This window comes from Marinobacter vinifirmus (assembly GCF_002258215.1).
Taxonomy (GTDB): domain Bacteria; phylum Pseudomonadota; class Gammaproteobacteria; order Pseudomonadales; family Oleiphilaceae; genus Marinobacter; species Marinobacter vinifirmus.
The window spans coordinates 182,263-198,298 of the sequence record NZ_NEFY01000006.1 but is presented as its reverse complement, the minus strand read 5'-3'; the positions used below and the strand labels follow the sequence as shown (position 1 = coordinate 198,298).

The following is a 16,036-nucleotide window of genomic DNA, read 5'->3' as shown; positions in this document are numbered from 1 at the left end:
TTACACTCTGATGATGCGGTTCCGGTGGCGCCAATACTAACAGTTAGAGGCCTGGATTGCCTTGTTGGAACCTGCCTCTCTATCCTGATTACAAATCGATATATCCCTTTTGCAAGTTTTCACAAGAACGACACACGACACCTATTGATGAAAACCATGATCGTCTACAGAATGTGAGTCACATCACACCCCGAGCTTGTGGTGGCGACACTGCCCTTTCTAGTTCCCAGAGTAACCCTCGGTATGCAGTCTCACGATTTTTCTCTGCTGGAAATGCAGCAAAACATCCATGAATTGATCGCTCAGCAGCACCCGCTTGAGGAAACACTGGCAGCGATCACAGACTGGGTCTCGCTGATGATGCCCGGCGCCCTGGTTTCTATTATGCGGTGTGACCCCGACACGCAAACCCTGAGCATGGTGCCGAGTAATCAGTTCTCTCCGGACTACGTGGATCAAATGCAGAACATCCCAATTGGGCCAGATCAGGGAACCTGTGGTTCGGCGGCTTATTTACGGGATCCCGTGGTTACGGATAATATCCAGAATGATCCGAAATGGGATGGGTACCACCATCTTGCAGAAGCTGAAGGGCTCCGCGCCTGCTGGTCCGTGCCCATTCTGACTGCCGACGGCGCGCTGTTGGGCACCTTTGCATCCTACTATCGCTCGGCGGTCTCCCCCACTAACGGTGCACAAAGGAACCTGAGCCGTGGTGCAGCACTGGCAGCGCTGACTATTCTCCGGCACCGGGATCTCACGGCTCGCAAAGCACAAGAAGCAGAACTGCACCAGTTGCAGCGAGGCATTGAAGCCAGTCCCCACGGGATTTTGATGGCGGATGCCCAACAACCAGATCATCCCGTGGTTTACGTGAATCCAGCGTTCTGTGAGATCACCGGTTACCCCCGAGAAGAGGTTTTAGGCCAGAACTCCCGTTTTCTTCAAGGCTCAGACACGGATCCGAAGGCCATCAAGGCTGTTCGTCTCGGCCTGGAGCAGAAGACGGATGTTGATGTCACCCTGCTCAACTATCGGAAAGATGGAACTCCATTCTGGAACCACCTGATCATCCGGCCTGTCCTGGATACGACTGGAGAATGCACACATTTTATAGGCATCCAGCAGGACATCTCGCAGCAAAAAGAGCAGGAAGCCAAGATACGGTTCCAGGCCACCCACGACCTCCTGACCGGCCTGCCCAATCAGGCGGCTTTTACCGAAACCCTTGAAGAACTTCTCGGGCATACATCCGGGACAGACATGCTCGCTATGTTCTATCTGGACCTGGATGGATTCAAACCAATCAATGAGGGGCTGGGACACCGGATCGGCAACCGGATTTTGCAGGCTGTAGCCCAACGCCTTAAGGCCGTGATGCCCGAACGGGCCACGATTGCCCGATTGGTTGGGGACGAATTTGGTATTGTTCTTCCTGACTGCCCTGGCCGCAACGCTATCATTCAACTGGCAGAGAAGGTTTTGCAATCCCTTGGCGAACCTATTGAAGTGGATCAGCAAATGATTCACATCAGTGCCAGTATCGGCATTGCAAGCAACAGTGATAAGGCCGTACAGCCCCACCAACTGCTGCAGTTTGCCGACCTGGCACTGGACCGGGCCAAGCGACAGGGCCGCAATACCTGGCAATGGTATGGCGCGGATAAAGCCGAACACTCCCGACACAGCGTCACCCTGCGACATGAACTACACACAGCTTTGAAAGAAAACCAGTTCGAGCTGTATTACCAACCCTTAGTAGATGCTGTGACCGGCCGCATGCGAAGTGTCGAAGCCCTGGTGCGCTGGCACCATCCAGTCCGGGGCATGGTGTCGCCTGCCGAATTTATCCCGCTGGCAGAGCAGACCGGGCAGATTGTACCGCTAGGGCTCTGGGTTCTTCGGCAAGCCTGTCAGGAAATGGCCGAGTTCAATGGGCGGCGGGAGCGCAGCCTGCGTGTGGCCGTCAACATTTCATCGTTGCAGTTTATTCGCGATGGATTTCTGGACGACGTCTTCCGGATTCTGGAAGAGACCGGCCTTTCGCCCCAGTTACTGGAACTGGAAGTCACTGAAAGTGTATTGATCGACGGTGTCGAGCACGTCATCAAGTTGATGGAAGCTCTTAAAGACCGGGGCATCCGCGTGGCTTTGGATGACTTCGGAACCGGGTTTTCCAGCCTGAGCTATTTGCGGGACCTGCCGACACACAAAGTGAAACTGGATCGAAGCTTCGTACAGAATACGGCTACAGACCGACGCATTGCTGCGATTGTTCAAGGGGTGATCACTATGGCTCACCACATGGATATGATGGTTGTGGCTGAAGGCATCGAAACGCGGGAGCAGCAAGAAGACCTGGCCCGACGGCACTGTGACATTCTGCAGGGTTACCTGTTTGCCCGACCAATGCCCCTTGCCGAATTATGCTTACTACCTGAAATTTTGCCGGCCAACTCCAACGAATGAGGATACCTAGATCCCTCACCCACCGCCTTGTAATAGCAAGTGTTCTAGCCATTGTGCTGGTCACCCTTGTGCTCATCCCGATTACCTGGTCGAACACCACAACCCGGTTTGAGAGCTCGCGCCTCACGGCTAAGACACTGCTTGAAGCCGAATACGATGCATTGCTTCAAGGCATGAATGAAAGCCTCAACCATGCCCTTGCGATTGCAGAGTTCCCCAGTGTCCGGCAGCACCTCGATCGGATACGGCAGACACAGAACCCTTATCAGGATGTTTGGTCTGACCAGAACGAAGACCAGATACGGGGCATGCTCAGTACCCTGCTGACTCACTTTGGCCGCTACACCCGTCTGGTGGTCATTGATACGGACGGGCGCCAACGGCTGTCTACCGAAGACCCTCCGGAATCTGAGATCCTGCATCGGAATCACTTGTATTTCCGTGAGGCCATGGCGATGAACCCACGCAGCCTCTATCTCTCGGCGCCCTATCCGGATCCTTCCCGGAGCGGGCAGGAGGTTTACGTTATAGATATTTCGACGCCGATTGTAAGCTCAGAGGGCGAGCAGCTGGGTGTCTTGTTGCTGACCCTGAACTGGAACTACCTGTTGCGCACCCTTCCCCATGGGATGGGTGCCAACGCCCAGGCGTCTGCCGTGCTTGTTGATGGACAAGGGAATTCCCTGCTGCCGGTCAGCCATGGCCCAGTCGCCTTCGGTGACTCCATGAAGGATCATAAGCGCGTGATCTGGCTCGAAATGGAGACCCGTAACCGGGGTGAGTTACTACTGGATGACGAACTTGTGGTTTTCCAGACCCATGACCTTCGTACCCATCATTTCCGTACTGCGGCCATGCAGGTTCTCAGTGTACCGGGCAGCCAGCCCTGGCGCATCGCGATTAGCGTACCCCGCCCGGACGTGGCGTTCCTGATAGCAGAAAGTCCATGGAAAACGAGCCTGGTGGTTCTGACCTACGGATTAGCCATCGGGTTCAGTGTGTTCTGGGTACTGAGCAACCACCACCAGCGCTCTTTGAAAGAAAAGGCGCAGAACCTGTCTCAAAACGCGAGATCCTACGCCCGTGAACTGACGGACCTCTACGAGAACGCACCCTGTGGCTACCACTCCCTGGATGAACAGGGCGTCATACAGAAGATCAACCGCAAGGAACTTCAGTGGCTGGGTTATTCCCGGGACGAGTTGGTTGGAAAGCGCTACTACCGGGACCTGGTCAGCCCGGAAACCCGGGACGCTTTCGACGAGGCCTTCAAGGCGGTGCTGGCTGACGGCCATGAAGGCTCCGCCGAGATTGAACTGATGTGCAAAAACGGCGAGAAACTCCCCGTCGCCATCGAAGCCACGGCTCAGACAAACGCCAGCGGTTTCCAGTACAGCCGGGCCATGGTGTTCGATCTTACCGATCGTAAACAACTGGAAGACCTGCTCACCACGCAGGCCATGACAGATCCCCTGACAGGTCTGGGGAACCGGAGATTCCTGGAAACCCAGGCGGAACTGGAAATACCCCGGTCCCGCCGGAGCGGCGAGCCTCTTACCCTGATTGCCGCAGACCTGGACCGGTTCAAGCGAATCAACGATGACTACGGCCACGATGTGGGTGACCGGGTACTCCAGGAGTTCGCAAAGACGGCTCAGACCGAATTACGTGATGGCGATATCCTTTGCCGTATGGGCGGTGAGGAATTCACCGTTCTACTGCCCAACACCAGTAAAGAACATGCCTTGATGGTGGCAGAGCGGCTTCGGGCAGCCGTCGAGACGAACCCGGCAGAGGTTGGCATTGACACGACGGAGGATGGCTATCTGTCCTATACGGCATCGTTGGGGGTGACCCTGGTGCTGCAAGATGAAGACTCACTGAAACCGGCCATCAAGCGCGCGGATGAGGCGCTTTATGCCGCTAAAGAGGCTGGCCGGAATCGGGTGCAATGGCGCTCAGCCGACATGCAGCATACTTGAACTCCGGAATCTTACCATCCGGGTCCAGGGCCGGGTTGGTGAGCAGGTTGGCGGCTGCCTCAACAAACGCGAAGGGCACGAACACCATGCCCTCGGGCATAGCCTGATCGGCCCGCGCCGTCAGGGTGATGCTGCCACGCCGGGTGGCAATCTTGATTGCATCACCCGGTGTTACGCCCAAGCGATCCAACTCTGCTGATGCCAGAAAAGCAGCTGCTTCGGGCTCCCGCTCATCTAGTACCCGGCTGCGACGGGTCATGGCACCGGTGTGCCAGTGTTCAAGCAATCGCCCGGTAGTCAACACAATGGGATAGGCTTCATCCACCGGCTCGTCCGGCGGCAGTGGCCAGGCCGGCGAAAACCTGCCCCGGCCCCCGGCCCGCGGGAAGGCATCCGAGAAGACAACGTCCTGCCCTGGCGCATCATCGGCGGAACAGGGATAGGTCACAGAACCTTCGCGTTCCAGTCGGGACCAGGAGATGTGATCCAATGAATGCATGCCCTGCTTCATCTCAGCGAACACCTGCTCAGGGCCGTGATAGTCCCAATCCAGCCCGAATCGCCGGGCCATTTCCTGAATAATCCACCAGTCAGGTTTCGCCTCCCCTGGCGGCGACAGCGCGGCACGGCCCATTTGCACCTGCCGGTTGGTGTTGGTAACGGTACCTGATTTTTCCGACCAGGCGGCCGCAGGCAGAATAACGTCGGCGAACTGGGCGGTCTCGGTGACGAACAGATCCTGTACCACCAGATGCTCAAGCGCAGCCAGTGCGGCCCTGGCGTGGGTCAGATCCGGATCTGACATGGCGGGGTTCTCGCCGAGGATGTACATGCCCTTTATGGTGCCTGCCGTGATGGCATCCATAATCTCTACCACCGTGAGCCCGGGCTCCGGGTCAAGTTCAGTGTCCCAGAGTTCTTCGAAAGCGGCCCGTAGCTGGGCATCTCCTACCGGTTGGTAGTCGGGCAATACCATGGGGATCAGCCCGGCATCGGAGGCACCCTGCACGTTGTTCTGGCCACGCAACGGATGCAGGCCCGTACCCGGCCGGCCCGTATGGCCGCAAGCCAGGGCCATTGAGATCAGGCAGCGAGCGTTATCAGTGCCATGCACGTGCTGGGAAATGCCCATGCCCCAGAAGATCATCGCTCTGTCGGCCCCCGCGTAGGCGCGGGCCACTTCGCGAATAACCTCTGGTTCAACACCGCAGAGCGGGCTCATCACCTCCGGTGTCATATCGGCAACACTTGACGCCAGTGCCCCGAAGCCCTCGGTGTGGGCATCAATGTAGGCCTGGTCAAAGAGTGCCTCGTGGATGATCACGTGGAGCATGGCGTTGAACAACGCCACGTCGCCTCCGGGTGAAAACCGCACGCTGCGCCAGGCATAGGCATCCAGGGCCTGCCCTCGGGGATCGATGATGAGCCGAAACGCCCCTTAACACAGAGCCGGCCCTGGTTTGACGGCCCATCTTTGCCTTCCACAAAAAGGATGCGGGCACGATGCTCGCATATTTCTGTTTCGGCAGGCGCAGATTCGTCCTTCACGTGATAGGTCAGTTGGCAGCCCACACCGCAATAGGGGCAAACGGAATCCACAGTGCGGTCGGCGGTGGCAGAGTCTCCGCGGCCCTCGGCATCAATCAGGGTGGCGGGCATCAGGGCCCCGGTCGGACAGGCCTGCACACATTCGCCGCAGGCAACGCAGGTGCTGTCGCCCATGGGGTCATCAAAATCAAACACCACTTTGGACGCAGCACCACGGTGCGCCAGGCCTATGACGTCGTTGCCCTGCACTTCGCGGCAGGCACGCTCGCACAAGCCGCAGGTGATGCAGGCGTCCAGATTGACGTTCATGGCAGAATGAGTGGTGTCATGGCCCCGGGCGTGGGCCAGCGACGCCGGGCGCGGCGCCCCATGCAGGGCGCTCGCTGTACCCTCACCGTGGCGGGATCAGCTCCATCAGATAGCGCTCGATGCAATGCCTCCGCTCCTGCCAAACGACAGGAAAGCGAGTCACACACCCGCAGAGTTATCTCGGGCGGTGGTGTTTGTTCGTCGTGAATGACATCAAAATGGGCATAGAAAGTGGCCGTTTCATAAATGGCGGCCATGGGCAGATTCATGAAGGTCGCAAGGGCCCGGAGACGGGGCATGGACAGGTAACCGTAGGTGTCCTGCAGTGCATGAAGGTGCTCGATCAGGCGATCGCGGTGTCGCAATGACGGATCGACACCTTCGTCACCGAGCAGGTCCCGCAGCTCCGACAATACGGCCGGTTCCAGTTGACGGCCACGAGGGGCTGAGCGCCGGCGCTTGAGCTTTTGTTCGTTTGAACTCATTGTTGTTTTACCAGGCCCGGGGTATAGAAAGTGGCTTCTTGGATCTGCGGTGTTCGCCTTTGAATAGATTACGCTTATCGAGGCAAACTTCTCAAGGATCCAGCCATCGCTGCGGAAGGGTTCTGACTTCCGGTGAGTCGGTTTCGTTGTAACGTTCGCACTTCAGAACCCGGAGCGTTTAACCATATCGCTTGAGTATCAGAATAAAACGATACCGCACTAACGCTTGGTTAGATATGACCAGGCCGATCACCTCTTTAGCGAGCGCCATGCGGATTCCGCAAATTCTTTTCGGTACTCCTGAGGCGATGTCTTTACCCGGCCAGACAGCCAAGCTCTGCAATAGTTTTCCGACGGACCTATGATGAGAGAGAAGAGCATCTCGAAGGGCTGGACAATTTTGATATCGCCCTTGCCCAAACCAATTAACTGCTCTTTCAGCTTCTGGTAATTCTGGATATTTCGATCCTTCAGTTCCTGCTGAAATGGTCCCTTAGCCAATGGGGAACGTGCCTGATAAAGGAATCTGGCCCATTCGCGGTTGGCCGCCACCCAGTCCAGATAGCTCTCGATAATGCAAAACACCGCCTCGCGCAGATTGTTTGCCCCGGCCAACTCTCGCTCCAGTTGCTGTCGTTGATCATCCATGGCCGCAAAAAAGAGCGCACTCAGGATGCCCTCTTTGTTCCCGAAGTGATGGTAAATCGCCCCCACACTGGTGTCGCATCGGGCTTTGATGGCATCGATAGTTGTCGCTTCCACCCCCAGATCGTTAAAGCAAAGCAGCGCCTGTTCCAGAATCTCTCTTTTCAGCGCAGCTCTGCGGCCCGGAAACCGATTCTCTAAAATATTGGATTGGTTCATTAAATGGATATTCGCCTGATTGAACTCGCCATGGCCTGCATTCTACCGTTTGACAGCTTTGTCCGAAACAGAATATCCTTCTTTTTAAGAATATTGTTCTGTTGTTTTTTGCGCCACACCTTCACGAAAAGAAATCACCATGAACGTGAAACTGAACGGATACCTCAGGATTCCGGGCTGAGGGTTAATCCAGATGCCCGGCATCTTGGCCAATACGGCCTGTTTGCCGCAATTTCTGCGCTATCTATTTTTAGCTGATGATTAAATGGATCGACAATGGAAAAAACCCTAATAACCTGTGAAGACGGCTATAGGCTCACCGGGCACTTTTTCAGGCCAGCCACAGAGTCACCTCGCGGTGCCGTCCTGCTCTCCCCGGCCACTGGGTTTCGGCACCAGGTCTATTTCAATTTTGCCACCAGTTTGAGCGAACAGGGCTTTGCCGTGCTGGCGTTTTCCAACAGGGGCATCGGGGACTCCCGCAACAATACCCCCCTCGCGGAACTCTCTGCCGACCTGGTGGACTGGGGGACCCTGGATTTGCCGGCAGCGCTGGACCTGCTGATCGCCCTGGCTCCGAACCTGCCGGTGACCCTGGTGGGCCACAGTGCCGGTGCGCAGTTGATCGGTTTGATGCCCAATTTCGCCCAAATTGACCGCTATGTTCTGATTGCCGCATCGTCGGGGCATTTCAACAACCTGAAACCCAAAACCAGGCTGGCAGCCAAGCTGCTGTTCCATGGCTGGCAACCCGTTTCCGTTGCGGTGAAAGGCTACTGGCCCACCAAACTCATCGGTTTTGGCGAAGACCTGCCCGCTGGCGTCGCCAGGCAGTGGCGACGGTGGTGCAGCTCACCCGGATATGTAGAAAACAGTTTTGGAAGGGAAATACAGCGGCATCACTATTCGGATATAAAAGCGCCCGTGCTGTCACTAACCGCGACAGATGACCACATCGCCGTGCCTGCAAACGTGGAAGATTTTCTGCGCCTTCTGCCCAACGCCAGGATAGACAAACAGTTTCTGGAACCATCCAGTTTTGGACTGAAAGAAATTGGCCACAGTGACCTGCTGCGCAGCCGCTGCAAGGCTTGTTGGCCGCAGGTTCTAAAAGGCCTGGCGTCTACAGACTGAACCTGAATGTCATCCTGATATCTAAGTTAAGATGTTCTCGGATATAAATATCTTGCGCTTCGGCGGCGATATTGGTGCTGCGATGAGACTGATGACTCCACTTGCTAAGTGGCTGGCTCAATACCCCGGATACCGCTCCCAAAGCCCATCGTCATCCATAAAAGAATGCCACTCCTGGCACGTCCACAAATCGGACGCGACGGCCCCAATCACGTCCCGAAGCTCCAACGGCTTCAGCCACCGCTGCGGAATCACCCCGGTGCCAAGCATGGCGCCAAGAATGTTTCCGGTAATGGCTCCGGTAGAGTCTGAATCCCCATCATGATTCACTGCCAGCACAATACCCTGCTCGAAACTTTCAGCCACCAGGGCGCAATAAACAGAAATCGCCAGTGCTTCCTCTGCGACCCAGCCTTCGCCGAGTTCCTGGATAGCGATATGGTGGGGCTTGCCGGACTGGCTCAGTTCTACCGCCTTATCCAGGGCCGCCAACGTCTCCTCGTGACCGCGCTCTGCAACCAGTAATATCTTGGCGGCACCCAGGGCATCCAGCAGAGTTTTGTCGTTCAATAACTCAAAGATCAAAACGGCCAGTACGCCACCGGTCAGATAACCGCTGGGATGGCCGTGGGTGAGGCCGGCGCACATACACCCATCTTCAAATACCCTTTCCAGGCCGGAGTTACCGTTGAAGGTACGCCAGTAAAGCCCTACCGGAGCCACCCGCATTACCCCGCCACAACCCTTACTGTCATTGCCGGCGGTCTCTGGAACGCCCGGGTAATCCCGCAGAGCACTCAAACACGTCATGCCCGGTGCTCGCTGGCTGTGCAACTCTGGCTGCTGAAACAACCAGCCGTCTTTCTCTGCGGTTACCGCACGACACTCGTGGCCCTGTGTTGCCAGCCAGCGCAGATAAGCATTGGCAACTGTGTGGTCGAAACCTGCAATGCCTTTACTGACTCCCCGCATTCGCCCCCGCAACAGGCCTTCGGCGGTGAACAGGGTCATTTGGGTGTCGTCGGTTATCTTGCCTTTGCCACCGTAGGCCGGGGCGTAGTCGGTTATGCCGGCAGGGCCAAAGCGGCTCAGGATTTCAGCGCGGGACATGAACTCCACGGCGGCACCGAGGGCATCGCCTATGGCTCCGCCGAGGAGGCAGGCGGTGTATCGCTCCTGGATATCGTTTTCCGGCCGAGACTCATGTGGTTGATCCATTATCATTTCCCTATGCTAGTTTTTAGAAAGATCCGTAGTAACTCGGCGGAACCCGACTACCGTCCACTTGCCTCTGACAGTTCGACTGCTTCCAGACATTGTTCAAAAGGCAGCCAAAGAGCTAAAGCGTCACCCTCGACGCCATCAATAGCAACAAACCCAAACCTTTCGTAGAATCTTTTTGAGTCGTCGTCTTTGGCATCTACCGCACAGCCGATACCGCCAACTGAAATCGACGCATCAACAACCCGCCTCAGGCACTCGATCAGCAGGTACGCTCCTAATCCATACCCTTTCAGAGAGTTATCAACCGCAAGCCGTGCCAGCCGGTAAACCGGCGGATCCGACGGAAACCGCTTTTGTAGGGGGTGTCCCTGGGGGAAGACAATGGTGCTGGGAAGAAGAGTGTAATAGCCGAGGATCTCCGTCGGGTCGACCTCATCTTCAACCAGTACATAAGTCCGTGTCGCCATCTTCTGGCTGCTTTGCCGGGCAATTTTCTTCAAGAACTCGTTGAGCGCAGGCTTACCGCAGTCAAATTTTCGCCGATTGTGTTTTTTACTGATTTCTTCGGTTCTTAAAGTCACCAGCCAACTTCCTGTGGTTGAGTGCAGCTTCCCGAAGCTTTGGATTAATCGGCTCAGGGTTATCCAGCAGCTCCAGCATACGGTCAGCACTCTGCCGGGAAACCTGGATTTGTAGCGCCTGACGCTCGGCCTCTTGTGCTTCTTTCATTGCAGCGTAGATCAGGAACTGACTCAAGCTGCGGCCCGTTAACTCTGCTGCATGAGCAATAAGTCTCTGCGTTTCTTCATCGACACGGGCCACCAGGCGAGTGTCTTTACCTTGTGTGTTCATAATATTCTTCACCGATGGCGGGATAAGCTCGACTGAAACCTGAGAAAACCCTCTTCCTTGATAGAAAGTGATTCATGGGCTCAATCTATGTATGCCATGCTGGCACACATAATGACCCCAATCAACTTAGTGTGCCAATTTGGCACATGTGATTTATAAGACTCCCAGCTGCACAAGGTCGCAAAGCGGTCATTCGGGTAGGACGATTAGCACTGGTATAGTGGCGCCCACGTACCGCAGCGAAATGGGCATCAGGGCGCAGGACCGGACGCCCGGAACGAACTACAACAGTTGGTTATGTGGCGCGAGGCGCAAACATGATGATCGCCATTCCCACCAACGCAACAGCTGAACCAACTAAATCCCAAACTGTTGGTCGAACCCCATCGACCGCCCAAAGCCACACAATTGCCATAAAAATATACACACCACCATACGCGGCATAGACCCTGCCAGCAGCGGTGGGGTGCAGTGAAAGCAACCACGCAAATGCTGCGAGGCTCAACGCACCTGGCACCAGGAGCCAGATGGTTTTACCCTCTCGAAGCCAGAGATAAGGCAAATAACAACCCACGATCTCTGCCAAAGCGGTGACGATAAAAAGACCAACCGTTTTCAATTCAGACAATGAAATTGACCTCTTGGCAGTTACCTGACTTTGCGGCGTGCCAGCGCCAGCGTAGATGCGTCCAACAACAGCCCCTTGTTCTACGATATTTAAAGCCCCACGCAATAGTACCGAAGGACAACCACCATTACCCAGTAGCAGATTGCTGTAATGCCGATTGACGCTGTCAGGCTAAGGTAGAAATTGAGCCCCTGTGCCAACAGAACCGGTAACGCAATAAACAAAGCAAGTGATGGCAAAACCAGCCAAAACACACTACTTGCAAGTTCGCTAACCTTTTCTGCATCCCTGGTATCTAAATAAAGCCAAAGCATTGCCAAGACTGACGTCAGCGGCACCGACGCAAGCACAGCGCCTATGAACGAGCTGCGCTTCGACACTTCCGATATGAGGACAACCAGAATAGCGGTCACTGCGACTTTGACAATGTAATAAGTCAACTGGATCTACCTCCTGGCGGCAACCGTATCACGGCTTATTAGTTTGCATTCTTATTAAACCCCAACGCCATCTCCCCCGTCCAAATCTGATTCCAAGCCCTGATAACAATGATTTTTCATGGTTTTATCTGTAGTTCCGCAGCCGCCATTACGCTGCCGGCTCTGTGAAAAGTTTACACTCAAATTATCAGTGCACGCTTGTACCAGTTAAATCCAGAGAACGGGGAATGTCCGCTTTTGTTTAGGGTTTCGCGTGGGCTGTGGAACGGTCACCCGCTGGCTATACTCACCGTTATTAACCTGCCCTAGTGTTTCAGTCGCCGGACCAGGTAATAACCGGCAGCAATTGAGAACAGAGCTGCTGCCAATACTTCCAGAGCGGCAATCATCAGGCTTCTGCGCTTGACCTGCTCAATGCTCCGCAGCTGTTCCCTCAGGTCCAGGCCTATTTCCACCGTGCCGTAATTCAGTCCTGCCTTCCCTTTCTTCCGCCCGCCAGAACTTTGTTTACACTAATTTCACTTTATTTACACTTATGTTGATCATACTAAGATTTTTTACAGACAAGGATGGAGCCCCCTTTTATCCGGCCTTAGCCTGTTCCCGGTAAAGCGCAGCGCCCAGAGCGGCAAAGTAGCGCTGGTATGCGTCATTGATCCGCTGGCGATGATCGCCCTGCGGATACAGACCCGCCTTGGCTTCATCAGAGTGAACGGTTCCGTTTACCAGAAATCGGTTACGCGGCTGGCTGTCTTCAATGAAGGCTTCAAAGGCGCGAGCGCACAGCTCCTCCGGTTTGGCGTAATAAACCGTTTTCAAGTGCTGATCAGCCACCTGGGAGGCCCGGAACAAAGTGCTGGGTGCTGTGCCGTCCTCCGTCAGCATGATGGCCTGGAAGCAAGCGCCTAGCCGTTCATTCAGTGGATGCGGTTTACTGCTTACGCTGTTCAGCCAGGCACTTGAAGCGAAGCCGCACGGTCCGGCATTCCGGTAAGCTTTGCCTCCCATGTAGTGATCAAAGGCGTGAAACCATTCATGCGCCAGGCTACCCGCACCAGCGTTCTTGGCCAGCGCCAGTTGCCGGGTGGCGGGAATGTAGTGCGCGGCCACGCCCAGCCGGCCGCCGATGCCATACTGCAGGCCCAGCGTGCTCCTCAGGGAGATCAATGGCTCCGGTCCTCGCAGGATCGTCATCAAATCACACAGCGCCTGATCGAACCGGCCGGCTGCCCGGTCCCGCTCCTGGGGCGTCACCCAGCGTCCGACTTCAATGCTGCGAAAATCAAACCGTCGTCTCACCGTTACAAAGGATGCTGCAGATTCAGACGTCACTCCCAGCCTCCCATCTCCAGAAACATCAGGATGCTCAGGCTTGAGACGGATTCGTAGTTACCAAGCAGAATGCAGGACATGCTTTACACCTAGTACTGTTTACATATACAGTATTTTGACGAGGCTACACGGGTGGGTCAACCACAGTCAGGCACAATCTCCTATACTCGGACCAATGCAGTTGCCAGGAAGGCAGGAGGAGTCTGTATGAAAAGCGTGGTACTGATGTTTGTTGGTGGACTGGTAGGCGGCTTCATCGGGCCGGTTTCAGCACTGGTCGGCGTGGCAGCAGGGTATGTAGTTGGCCGCATGCTAACGCAGTCAGACGTACCTGAGCGAAAGGCAGTCAGCCAATAAAGCTCGGATAAACCGATGATTTTCGTAAGGAAAAAATGGAGGCGCGGGTCGGAATCGAACCGGCGTACACGGAGTTGCAGTCCGCTGCATAACCACTCTGCCACCGCGCCGGGTAAGCCTGGAATCTGGCTTTTGCTCTCAGGGGGCGTGAGAGACTTGGAAAATGGAGCGGGAAACGAGATTCGAACTCGCGACCCCAACCTTGGCAAGGTTGTGCTCTACCAACTGAGCTATTCCCGCTCTTCGTTCAGAGGCGTTGCCTCCTCAACGGCTGCGTATTCTACGGATTACGCTTCGCGCGTCAACACCTTTTTTTCAAGTTTCTGTTTTTATTGCTAATGTGCACAAAATTCAGCCAAACCGGTCAGGACCGGCTGGCGTCATCCGCGTTCGCCTGAAGGGAGCCGGCAAGCTGGTTGCCGCTGTCGCAGTTCAGGTAGCTGGAAGCCTGCAGCCATTCTTCATCCGGGTAGTATTTGAAAACCAGCTGGCCGCCTTTCAGGTTGTCTACTACCTTTGCGATCACATCCCGGTCTACCGCCGGGCAGCCGTGGCTGCGGCCAATGCGACCGTATTTGTTCACCCAGCTCTTCTCTACGTAGTCTGCCCCGTGAATGACAATAGCGCGCTGGCGGGCCAGGTCATTGAAGCCCGGCTCCAGTCCGTCCAGCCGCAAGGAGTAGCCGTGGGCACCGCTGTAGGATTCCGCCGCCTTGAACAGTCCAATGCTGGACTGGTGGCTGCCCTCAATGTTGGAGAAAGCACTGGCTTCGCGGTCGCCGGAGTTTTTACCATGGGCAACCAGCTCCCTAAGAACCAGGCTGCCATCGGCCAGGTCAAACAGCCAGAGGCGTTCTTCGCTGGATGGCAGGGAAAAATCAATAACAGCAAGCCTCTCTGGCATCGCGGTGCCATTGCTGATGGCGCACTGGGTTGCCTTGAAAGCCGCTTCAAGAACCGATGGGTTCAGTTTTGGGGCTGCACTGGAAAGGCGATCAAAAAGCTGGTTATTCAGGGACTGGGCCTGGGTGCTGGTGGCGAAAAGCACTGAAAAAAGAAGGCCGGACATTGCTGTACAAAATTTGAGCAGATTGCGATGCTTGGGCATGCACCTTACCTCTATAGGTGAAGAATACGGTCTATCCGATTGAAATTTGCACTATTCTAACAGCAAATAATGAGAACCCGGACACCTTTGTACGGTTTTTAAACAGACCGTAATCAAAGTTACAAATTACAGACCGTCACGCAGGCGTGGTAGAATCGCCAAGACTCAACGGGGTGCCCGACAGGGCTGAGACCATACCCGCGGAACCTGACCCGGCTAATACCGGCGTAGGGATTGAGCCGCCACTTTTCCAGTGGTTACCGCGGCATGGCCCCCTCCATAGCCAAGGTGTAATCACTATGCGTTTCCGCTTGCCTCTACTCTTCGCTGCCCTGCTCCCGGCTTTTGCTACTGCCGAACCTGCGCAGGTTTTGAACGTTTATACTCACCCGTCGTTTGCGGCGGAATGGGGCCCCGGGCCCGCGGTCAAGCAGGCTTTTGAAGAGCAGTGTGAATGCGAACTGAACTATACAGTGCTGGAAAGCGGCGGCGATATACTTCAGCGACTGCGCCTGGAGGGCAGTTCAACCAGTGCCGATGTGGTGTTGGGGCTGGATACCGCCACCATGGAAGCCGCCCGGCAAACCGGATTACTGGCTCCGCACACGCTGACACTGAACAACCTGGCGCTGCCTGTCGACTGGCAGGACGACACCTTCGTGCCCTACGACTGGGGCTACTTCGCCTTTGTATACGATACCGAGCTGCTGCCGGAACCTCCGGCAAGCCTGGAAGAGCTGGTCAATGCACCGGATGACCTGAAAATCATCATTCAGGACCCCCGCACCAGCACTCCCGGCCTCGGCCTGCTGCTCTGGATGCACGCGGTTTATGGCGATGACGCCCACGCCAAATGGCAGCAACTCAGTGGCAAGGTACTGGCGACGACCCAGAGCTGGAGTGACGGGTATTTTTCACTGTTCATGAACGGCGAAGCCCCGATGATTCTTTCCTACAGTACCTCTCCGGCCTATCACATGGCGGTCGATAACACAGACCGTTACCAGGCAGCTCGTTTTGAAGAAGGCCATTACCTTCAGGTGGAGGTTGCCGCACTGGTGAATAGCTCCAAAAATCAGGCCCTCGGCCGGGAATTCATGGAGTTCATGTTATCGCCGGCCTTCCAGCGCCATATTCCGTTGAAGAATGTGATGTATCCGGCTATCGACCTTGGTGACGAGTTGCCGGAGGTATTTGACCGGCTGATCCGCCCGTCCAAAGCCCTCTTCCTGGAACCGGCAGAGGTCGCCCGTGAACGCCGCTCACTGGTGAATGCCTGGCTGGACGCCATGACCCGCTGAACC

17 protein-coding genes, 2 tRNA genes and 1 riboswitch are annotated in these 16,036 nt (G+C 55.7%); of the genes, 6 read left to right on the top strand and 13 right to left on the bottom strand.

Annotated elements, in window-relative coordinates; all coding sequences use genetic code 11:
- Nucleotides 1-198 precede the first annotated feature (198 nt).
- Both B9Q17_RS09985 and B9Q17_RS09980 read left to right on the top strand, forming a co-directional pair.
- Entirely contained in the window at nucleotides 199-2,469 is a 2,271-nt protein-coding gene (locus tag B9Q17_RS09985; RefSeq protein WP_244177361.1) for a putative bifunctional diguanylate cyclase/phosphodiesterase, read from the top strand.
- A gap of 53 nt (nucleotides 2,470-2,522) precedes the next feature.
- The gene (locus tag B9Q17_RS09980) at nucleotides 2,523-4,451 is read left to right on the top strand and encodes a sensor domain-containing diguanylate cyclase (RefSeq protein WP_244177360.1); all 1,929 of its coding nucleotides are present in this window, start codon (nucleotides 2,523-2,525) and stop codon (nucleotides 4,449-4,451) included.
- Here B9Q17_RS09980 and B9Q17_RS09975 read toward each other — a convergent pair.
- The 4 genes from B9Q17_RS09975 to B9Q17_RS09965 all read right to left on the bottom strand — a co-directional run bounded on the left by B9Q17_RS09975 (nucleotide 4,393) and on the right by B9Q17_RS09965 (nucleotide 7,657).
- Nucleotides 4,393-5,826 (bottom strand): molybdopterin oxidoreductase family protein, encoded by a 1,434-nt coding sequence (locus B9Q17_RS09975; protein WP_244177359.1) that lies wholly within the window; start codon nucleotides 5,824-5,826, stop codon nucleotides 4,393-4,395. The genes B9Q17_RS09980 and B9Q17_RS09975 overlap by 59 nt on opposite strands.
- Complete coding sequence (locus B9Q17_RS18380; protein ID WP_244177358.1) at nucleotides 5,772-6,308, bottom strand: 4Fe-4S dicluster domain-containing protein; 537 nt, start codon at nucleotides 6,306-6,308, stop codon at nucleotides 5,772-5,774. Before B9Q17_RS18380 ends, B9Q17_RS09975 begins: the two co-directional genes overlap by 55 nt.
- Nucleotides 6,305-6,793 carry an NADH-quinone oxidoreductase subunit NuoE family protein gene (locus B9Q17_RS09970; RefSeq protein WP_244177357.1) on the bottom strand — a complete coding sequence of 163 codons (489 nt, stop codon included), beginning with the start codon at nucleotides 6,791-6,793 and terminating at the stop codon, nucleotides 6,305-6,307. Before B9Q17_RS09970 ends, B9Q17_RS18380 begins: the two co-directional genes overlap by 4 nt.
- A 249-nt stretch (nucleotides 6,794-7,042) precedes the next feature.
- Nucleotides 7,043-7,657 carry a TetR/AcrR family transcriptional regulator gene (locus B9Q17_RS09965; protein ID WP_094625103.1) on the bottom strand — a complete coding sequence of 205 codons (615 nt, stop codon included), beginning with the start codon at nucleotides 7,655-7,657 and terminating at the stop codon, nucleotides 7,043-7,045.
- Nucleotides 7,658-7,660: 3 nt separating this feature from the next.
- Here B9Q17_RS09965 and B9Q17_RS18030 point away from each other — a divergent pair, with 3 nt between their 5' ends.
- Nucleotides 7,661-7,915, top strand: coding sequence for a hypothetical protein (locus B9Q17_RS18030; RefSeq protein WP_154707627.1), 255 nt, complete (start codon nucleotides 7,661-7,663; stop codon nucleotides 7,913-7,915).
- An 18-nt stretch (nucleotides 7,916-7,933) separates the two neighbouring features.
- The gene (locus B9Q17_RS09960) at nucleotides 7,934-8,791 is read left to right on the top strand and encodes an alpha/beta hydrolase family protein (protein ID WP_094625102.1); all 858 of its coding nucleotides are present in this window, start codon (nucleotides 7,934-7,936) and stop codon (nucleotides 8,789-8,791) included.
- A 117-nt stretch (nucleotides 8,792-8,908) separates the two neighbouring features.
- Here B9Q17_RS09960 and B9Q17_RS09955 read toward each other — a convergent pair whose 3' ends face one another.
- The 6 genes from B9Q17_RS09955 to B9Q17_RS09925 form a co-directional block, all read right to left on the bottom strand.
- Nucleotides 8,909-10,009 (bottom strand): ADP-ribosylglycohydrolase family protein, encoded by a 1,101-nt coding sequence (locus B9Q17_RS09955; RefSeq protein ID WP_094625101.1) that lies wholly within the window; start codon nucleotides 10,007-10,009, stop codon nucleotides 8,909-8,911.
- Between the two features lie 56 nt (nucleotides 10,010-10,065).
- Complete coding sequence (locus B9Q17_RS09950) at nucleotides 10,066-10,596, bottom strand: GNAT family N-acetyltransferase (RefSeq protein ID WP_022988973.1); 531 nt, start codon at nucleotides 10,594-10,596, stop codon at nucleotides 10,066-10,068.
- The gene (locus B9Q17_RS09945; RefSeq protein ID WP_094625100.1) at nucleotides 10,568-10,867 is read right to left on the bottom strand and encodes a type II toxin-antitoxin system TacA family antitoxin; all 300 of its coding nucleotides are present in this window, start codon (nucleotides 10,865-10,867) and stop codon (nucleotides 10,568-10,570) included. Before B9Q17_RS09945 ends, B9Q17_RS09950 begins: the two co-directional genes overlap by 29 nt.
- A gap of 295 nt (nucleotides 10,868-11,162) precedes the next feature.
- Nucleotides 11,163-11,495: a YnfA family protein gene (locus B9Q17_RS09940; RefSeq protein WP_094625099.1), complete on the bottom strand. Its 333-nt coding sequence runs from the start codon at nucleotides 11,493-11,495 to the stop codon at nucleotides 11,163-11,165.
- Nucleotides 11,496-11,584: 89 nt separating this feature from the next.
- Nucleotides 11,585-11,935, bottom strand: a complete 351-nt coding sequence (locus B9Q17_RS09935; protein ID WP_094625098.1) for a DUF3147 family protein — start codon at nucleotides 11,933-11,935, stop codon at nucleotides 11,585-11,587.
- Between the two features lie 582 nt (nucleotides 11,936-12,517).
- On the bottom strand, nucleotides 12,518-13,267 hold the full coding sequence (locus tag B9Q17_RS09925; protein WP_094625097.1) for a CLCA_X family protein: 750 nt from the start codon (nucleotides 13,265-13,267) through the stop codon (nucleotides 12,518-12,520).
- A gap of 207 nt (nucleotides 13,268-13,474) precedes the next feature.
- Between B9Q17_RS09925 and B9Q17_RS18025 the strand changes: the two genes are divergently transcribed.
- On the top strand, nucleotides 13,475-13,624 hold the full coding sequence (locus tag B9Q17_RS18025) for a hypothetical protein (RefSeq protein ID WP_022988967.1): 150 nt from the start codon (nucleotides 13,475-13,477) through the stop codon (nucleotides 13,622-13,624).
- A 36-nt stretch (nucleotides 13,625-13,660) separates the two neighbouring features.
- Here B9Q17_RS18025 and B9Q17_RS09920 read toward each other — a convergent pair.
- The 3 genes from B9Q17_RS09920 to B9Q17_RS09910 all read right to left on the bottom strand — a co-directional run bounded on the left by B9Q17_RS09920 (nucleotide 13,661) and on the right by B9Q17_RS09910 (nucleotide 14,732).
- A tRNA-Cys gene (locus tag B9Q17_RS09920) sits at nucleotides 13,661-13,734 on the bottom strand.
- 54 nt (nucleotides 13,735-13,788) lie between these two features.
- A tRNA-Gly gene (locus B9Q17_RS09915) sits at nucleotides 13,789-13,864 on the bottom strand.
- Between the two features lie 124 nt (nucleotides 13,865-13,988).
- A complete protein-coding gene (locus B9Q17_RS09910; protein WP_058340578.1) occupies nucleotides 13,989-14,732 on the bottom strand; it encodes a murein L,D-transpeptidase catalytic domain family protein in 744 nt (247 codons plus the stop codon).
- 159 nt (nucleotides 14,733-14,891) lie between these two features.
- Nucleotides 14,892-14,983: riboswitch (TPP riboswitch) on the top strand.
- Nucleotides 14,984-15,031: 48 nt separating this feature from the next.
- Here B9Q17_RS09910 and thiB point away from each other — a divergent pair.
- On the top strand, nucleotides 15,032-16,033 hold the full coding sequence (gene thiB, locus B9Q17_RS09905) for a thiamine ABC transporter substrate binding subunit (protein WP_094625096.1): 1,002 nt from the start codon (nucleotides 15,032-15,034) through the stop codon (nucleotides 16,031-16,033).
- Nucleotides 16,034-16,036 lie beyond the last annotated feature (3 nt).

What these genes read in the sequence shown, in the direction of transcription:
- B9Q17_RS18380 (WP_244177358.1), bottom strand. Translation starts at nt 6,308, where the DNA reads ATGAACGTCAATCTGGACGCCTGCATCACCTGCGGCTTGTGCGAGCGT.
- B9Q17_RS09970 (WP_244177357.1), bottom strand. Translation starts at nt 6,793, where the DNA reads ATGAGTTCAAACGAACAAAAGCTCAAGCGCCGGCGCTCAGCCCCTCGT.
- B9Q17_RS09965 (WP_094625103.1), bottom strand. Translation starts at nt 7,657, where the DNA reads ATGAACCAATCCAATATTTTAGAGAATCGGTTTCCGGGCCGCAGAGCT.
- B9Q17_RS18030 (WP_154707627.1), top strand. Translation starts at nt 7,661, where the DNA reads ATGGATATTCGCCTGATTGAACTCGCCATGGCCTGCATTCTACCGTTT.
- B9Q17_RS09960 (WP_094625102.1), top strand. Translation starts at nt 7,934, where the DNA reads ATGGAAAAAACCCTAATAACCTGTGAAGACGGCTATAGGCTCACCGGG.
- B9Q17_RS09955 (WP_094625101.1), bottom strand. Translation starts at nt 10,009, where the DNA reads ATGGATCAACCACATGAGTCTCGGCCGGAAAACGATATCCAGGAGCGA.
- B9Q17_RS09945 (WP_094625100.1), bottom strand. Translation starts at nt 10,867, where the DNA reads ATGAACACACAAGGTAAAGACACTCGCCTGGTGGCCCGTGTCGATGAA.
- B9Q17_RS18025 (WP_022988967.1), top strand. Translation starts at nt 13,475, where the DNA reads ATGAAAAGCGTGGTACTGATGTTTGTTGGTGGACTGGTAGGCGGCTTC.
- B9Q17_RS09910 (WP_058340578.1), bottom strand. Translation starts at nt 14,732, where the DNA reads ATGCCCAAGCATCGCAATCTGCTCAAATTTTGTACAGCAATGTCCGGC.
- thiB (WP_094625096.1), top strand. Translation starts at nt 15,032, where the DNA reads ATGCGTTTCCGCTTGCCTCTACTCTTCGCTGCCCTGCTCCCGGCTTTT.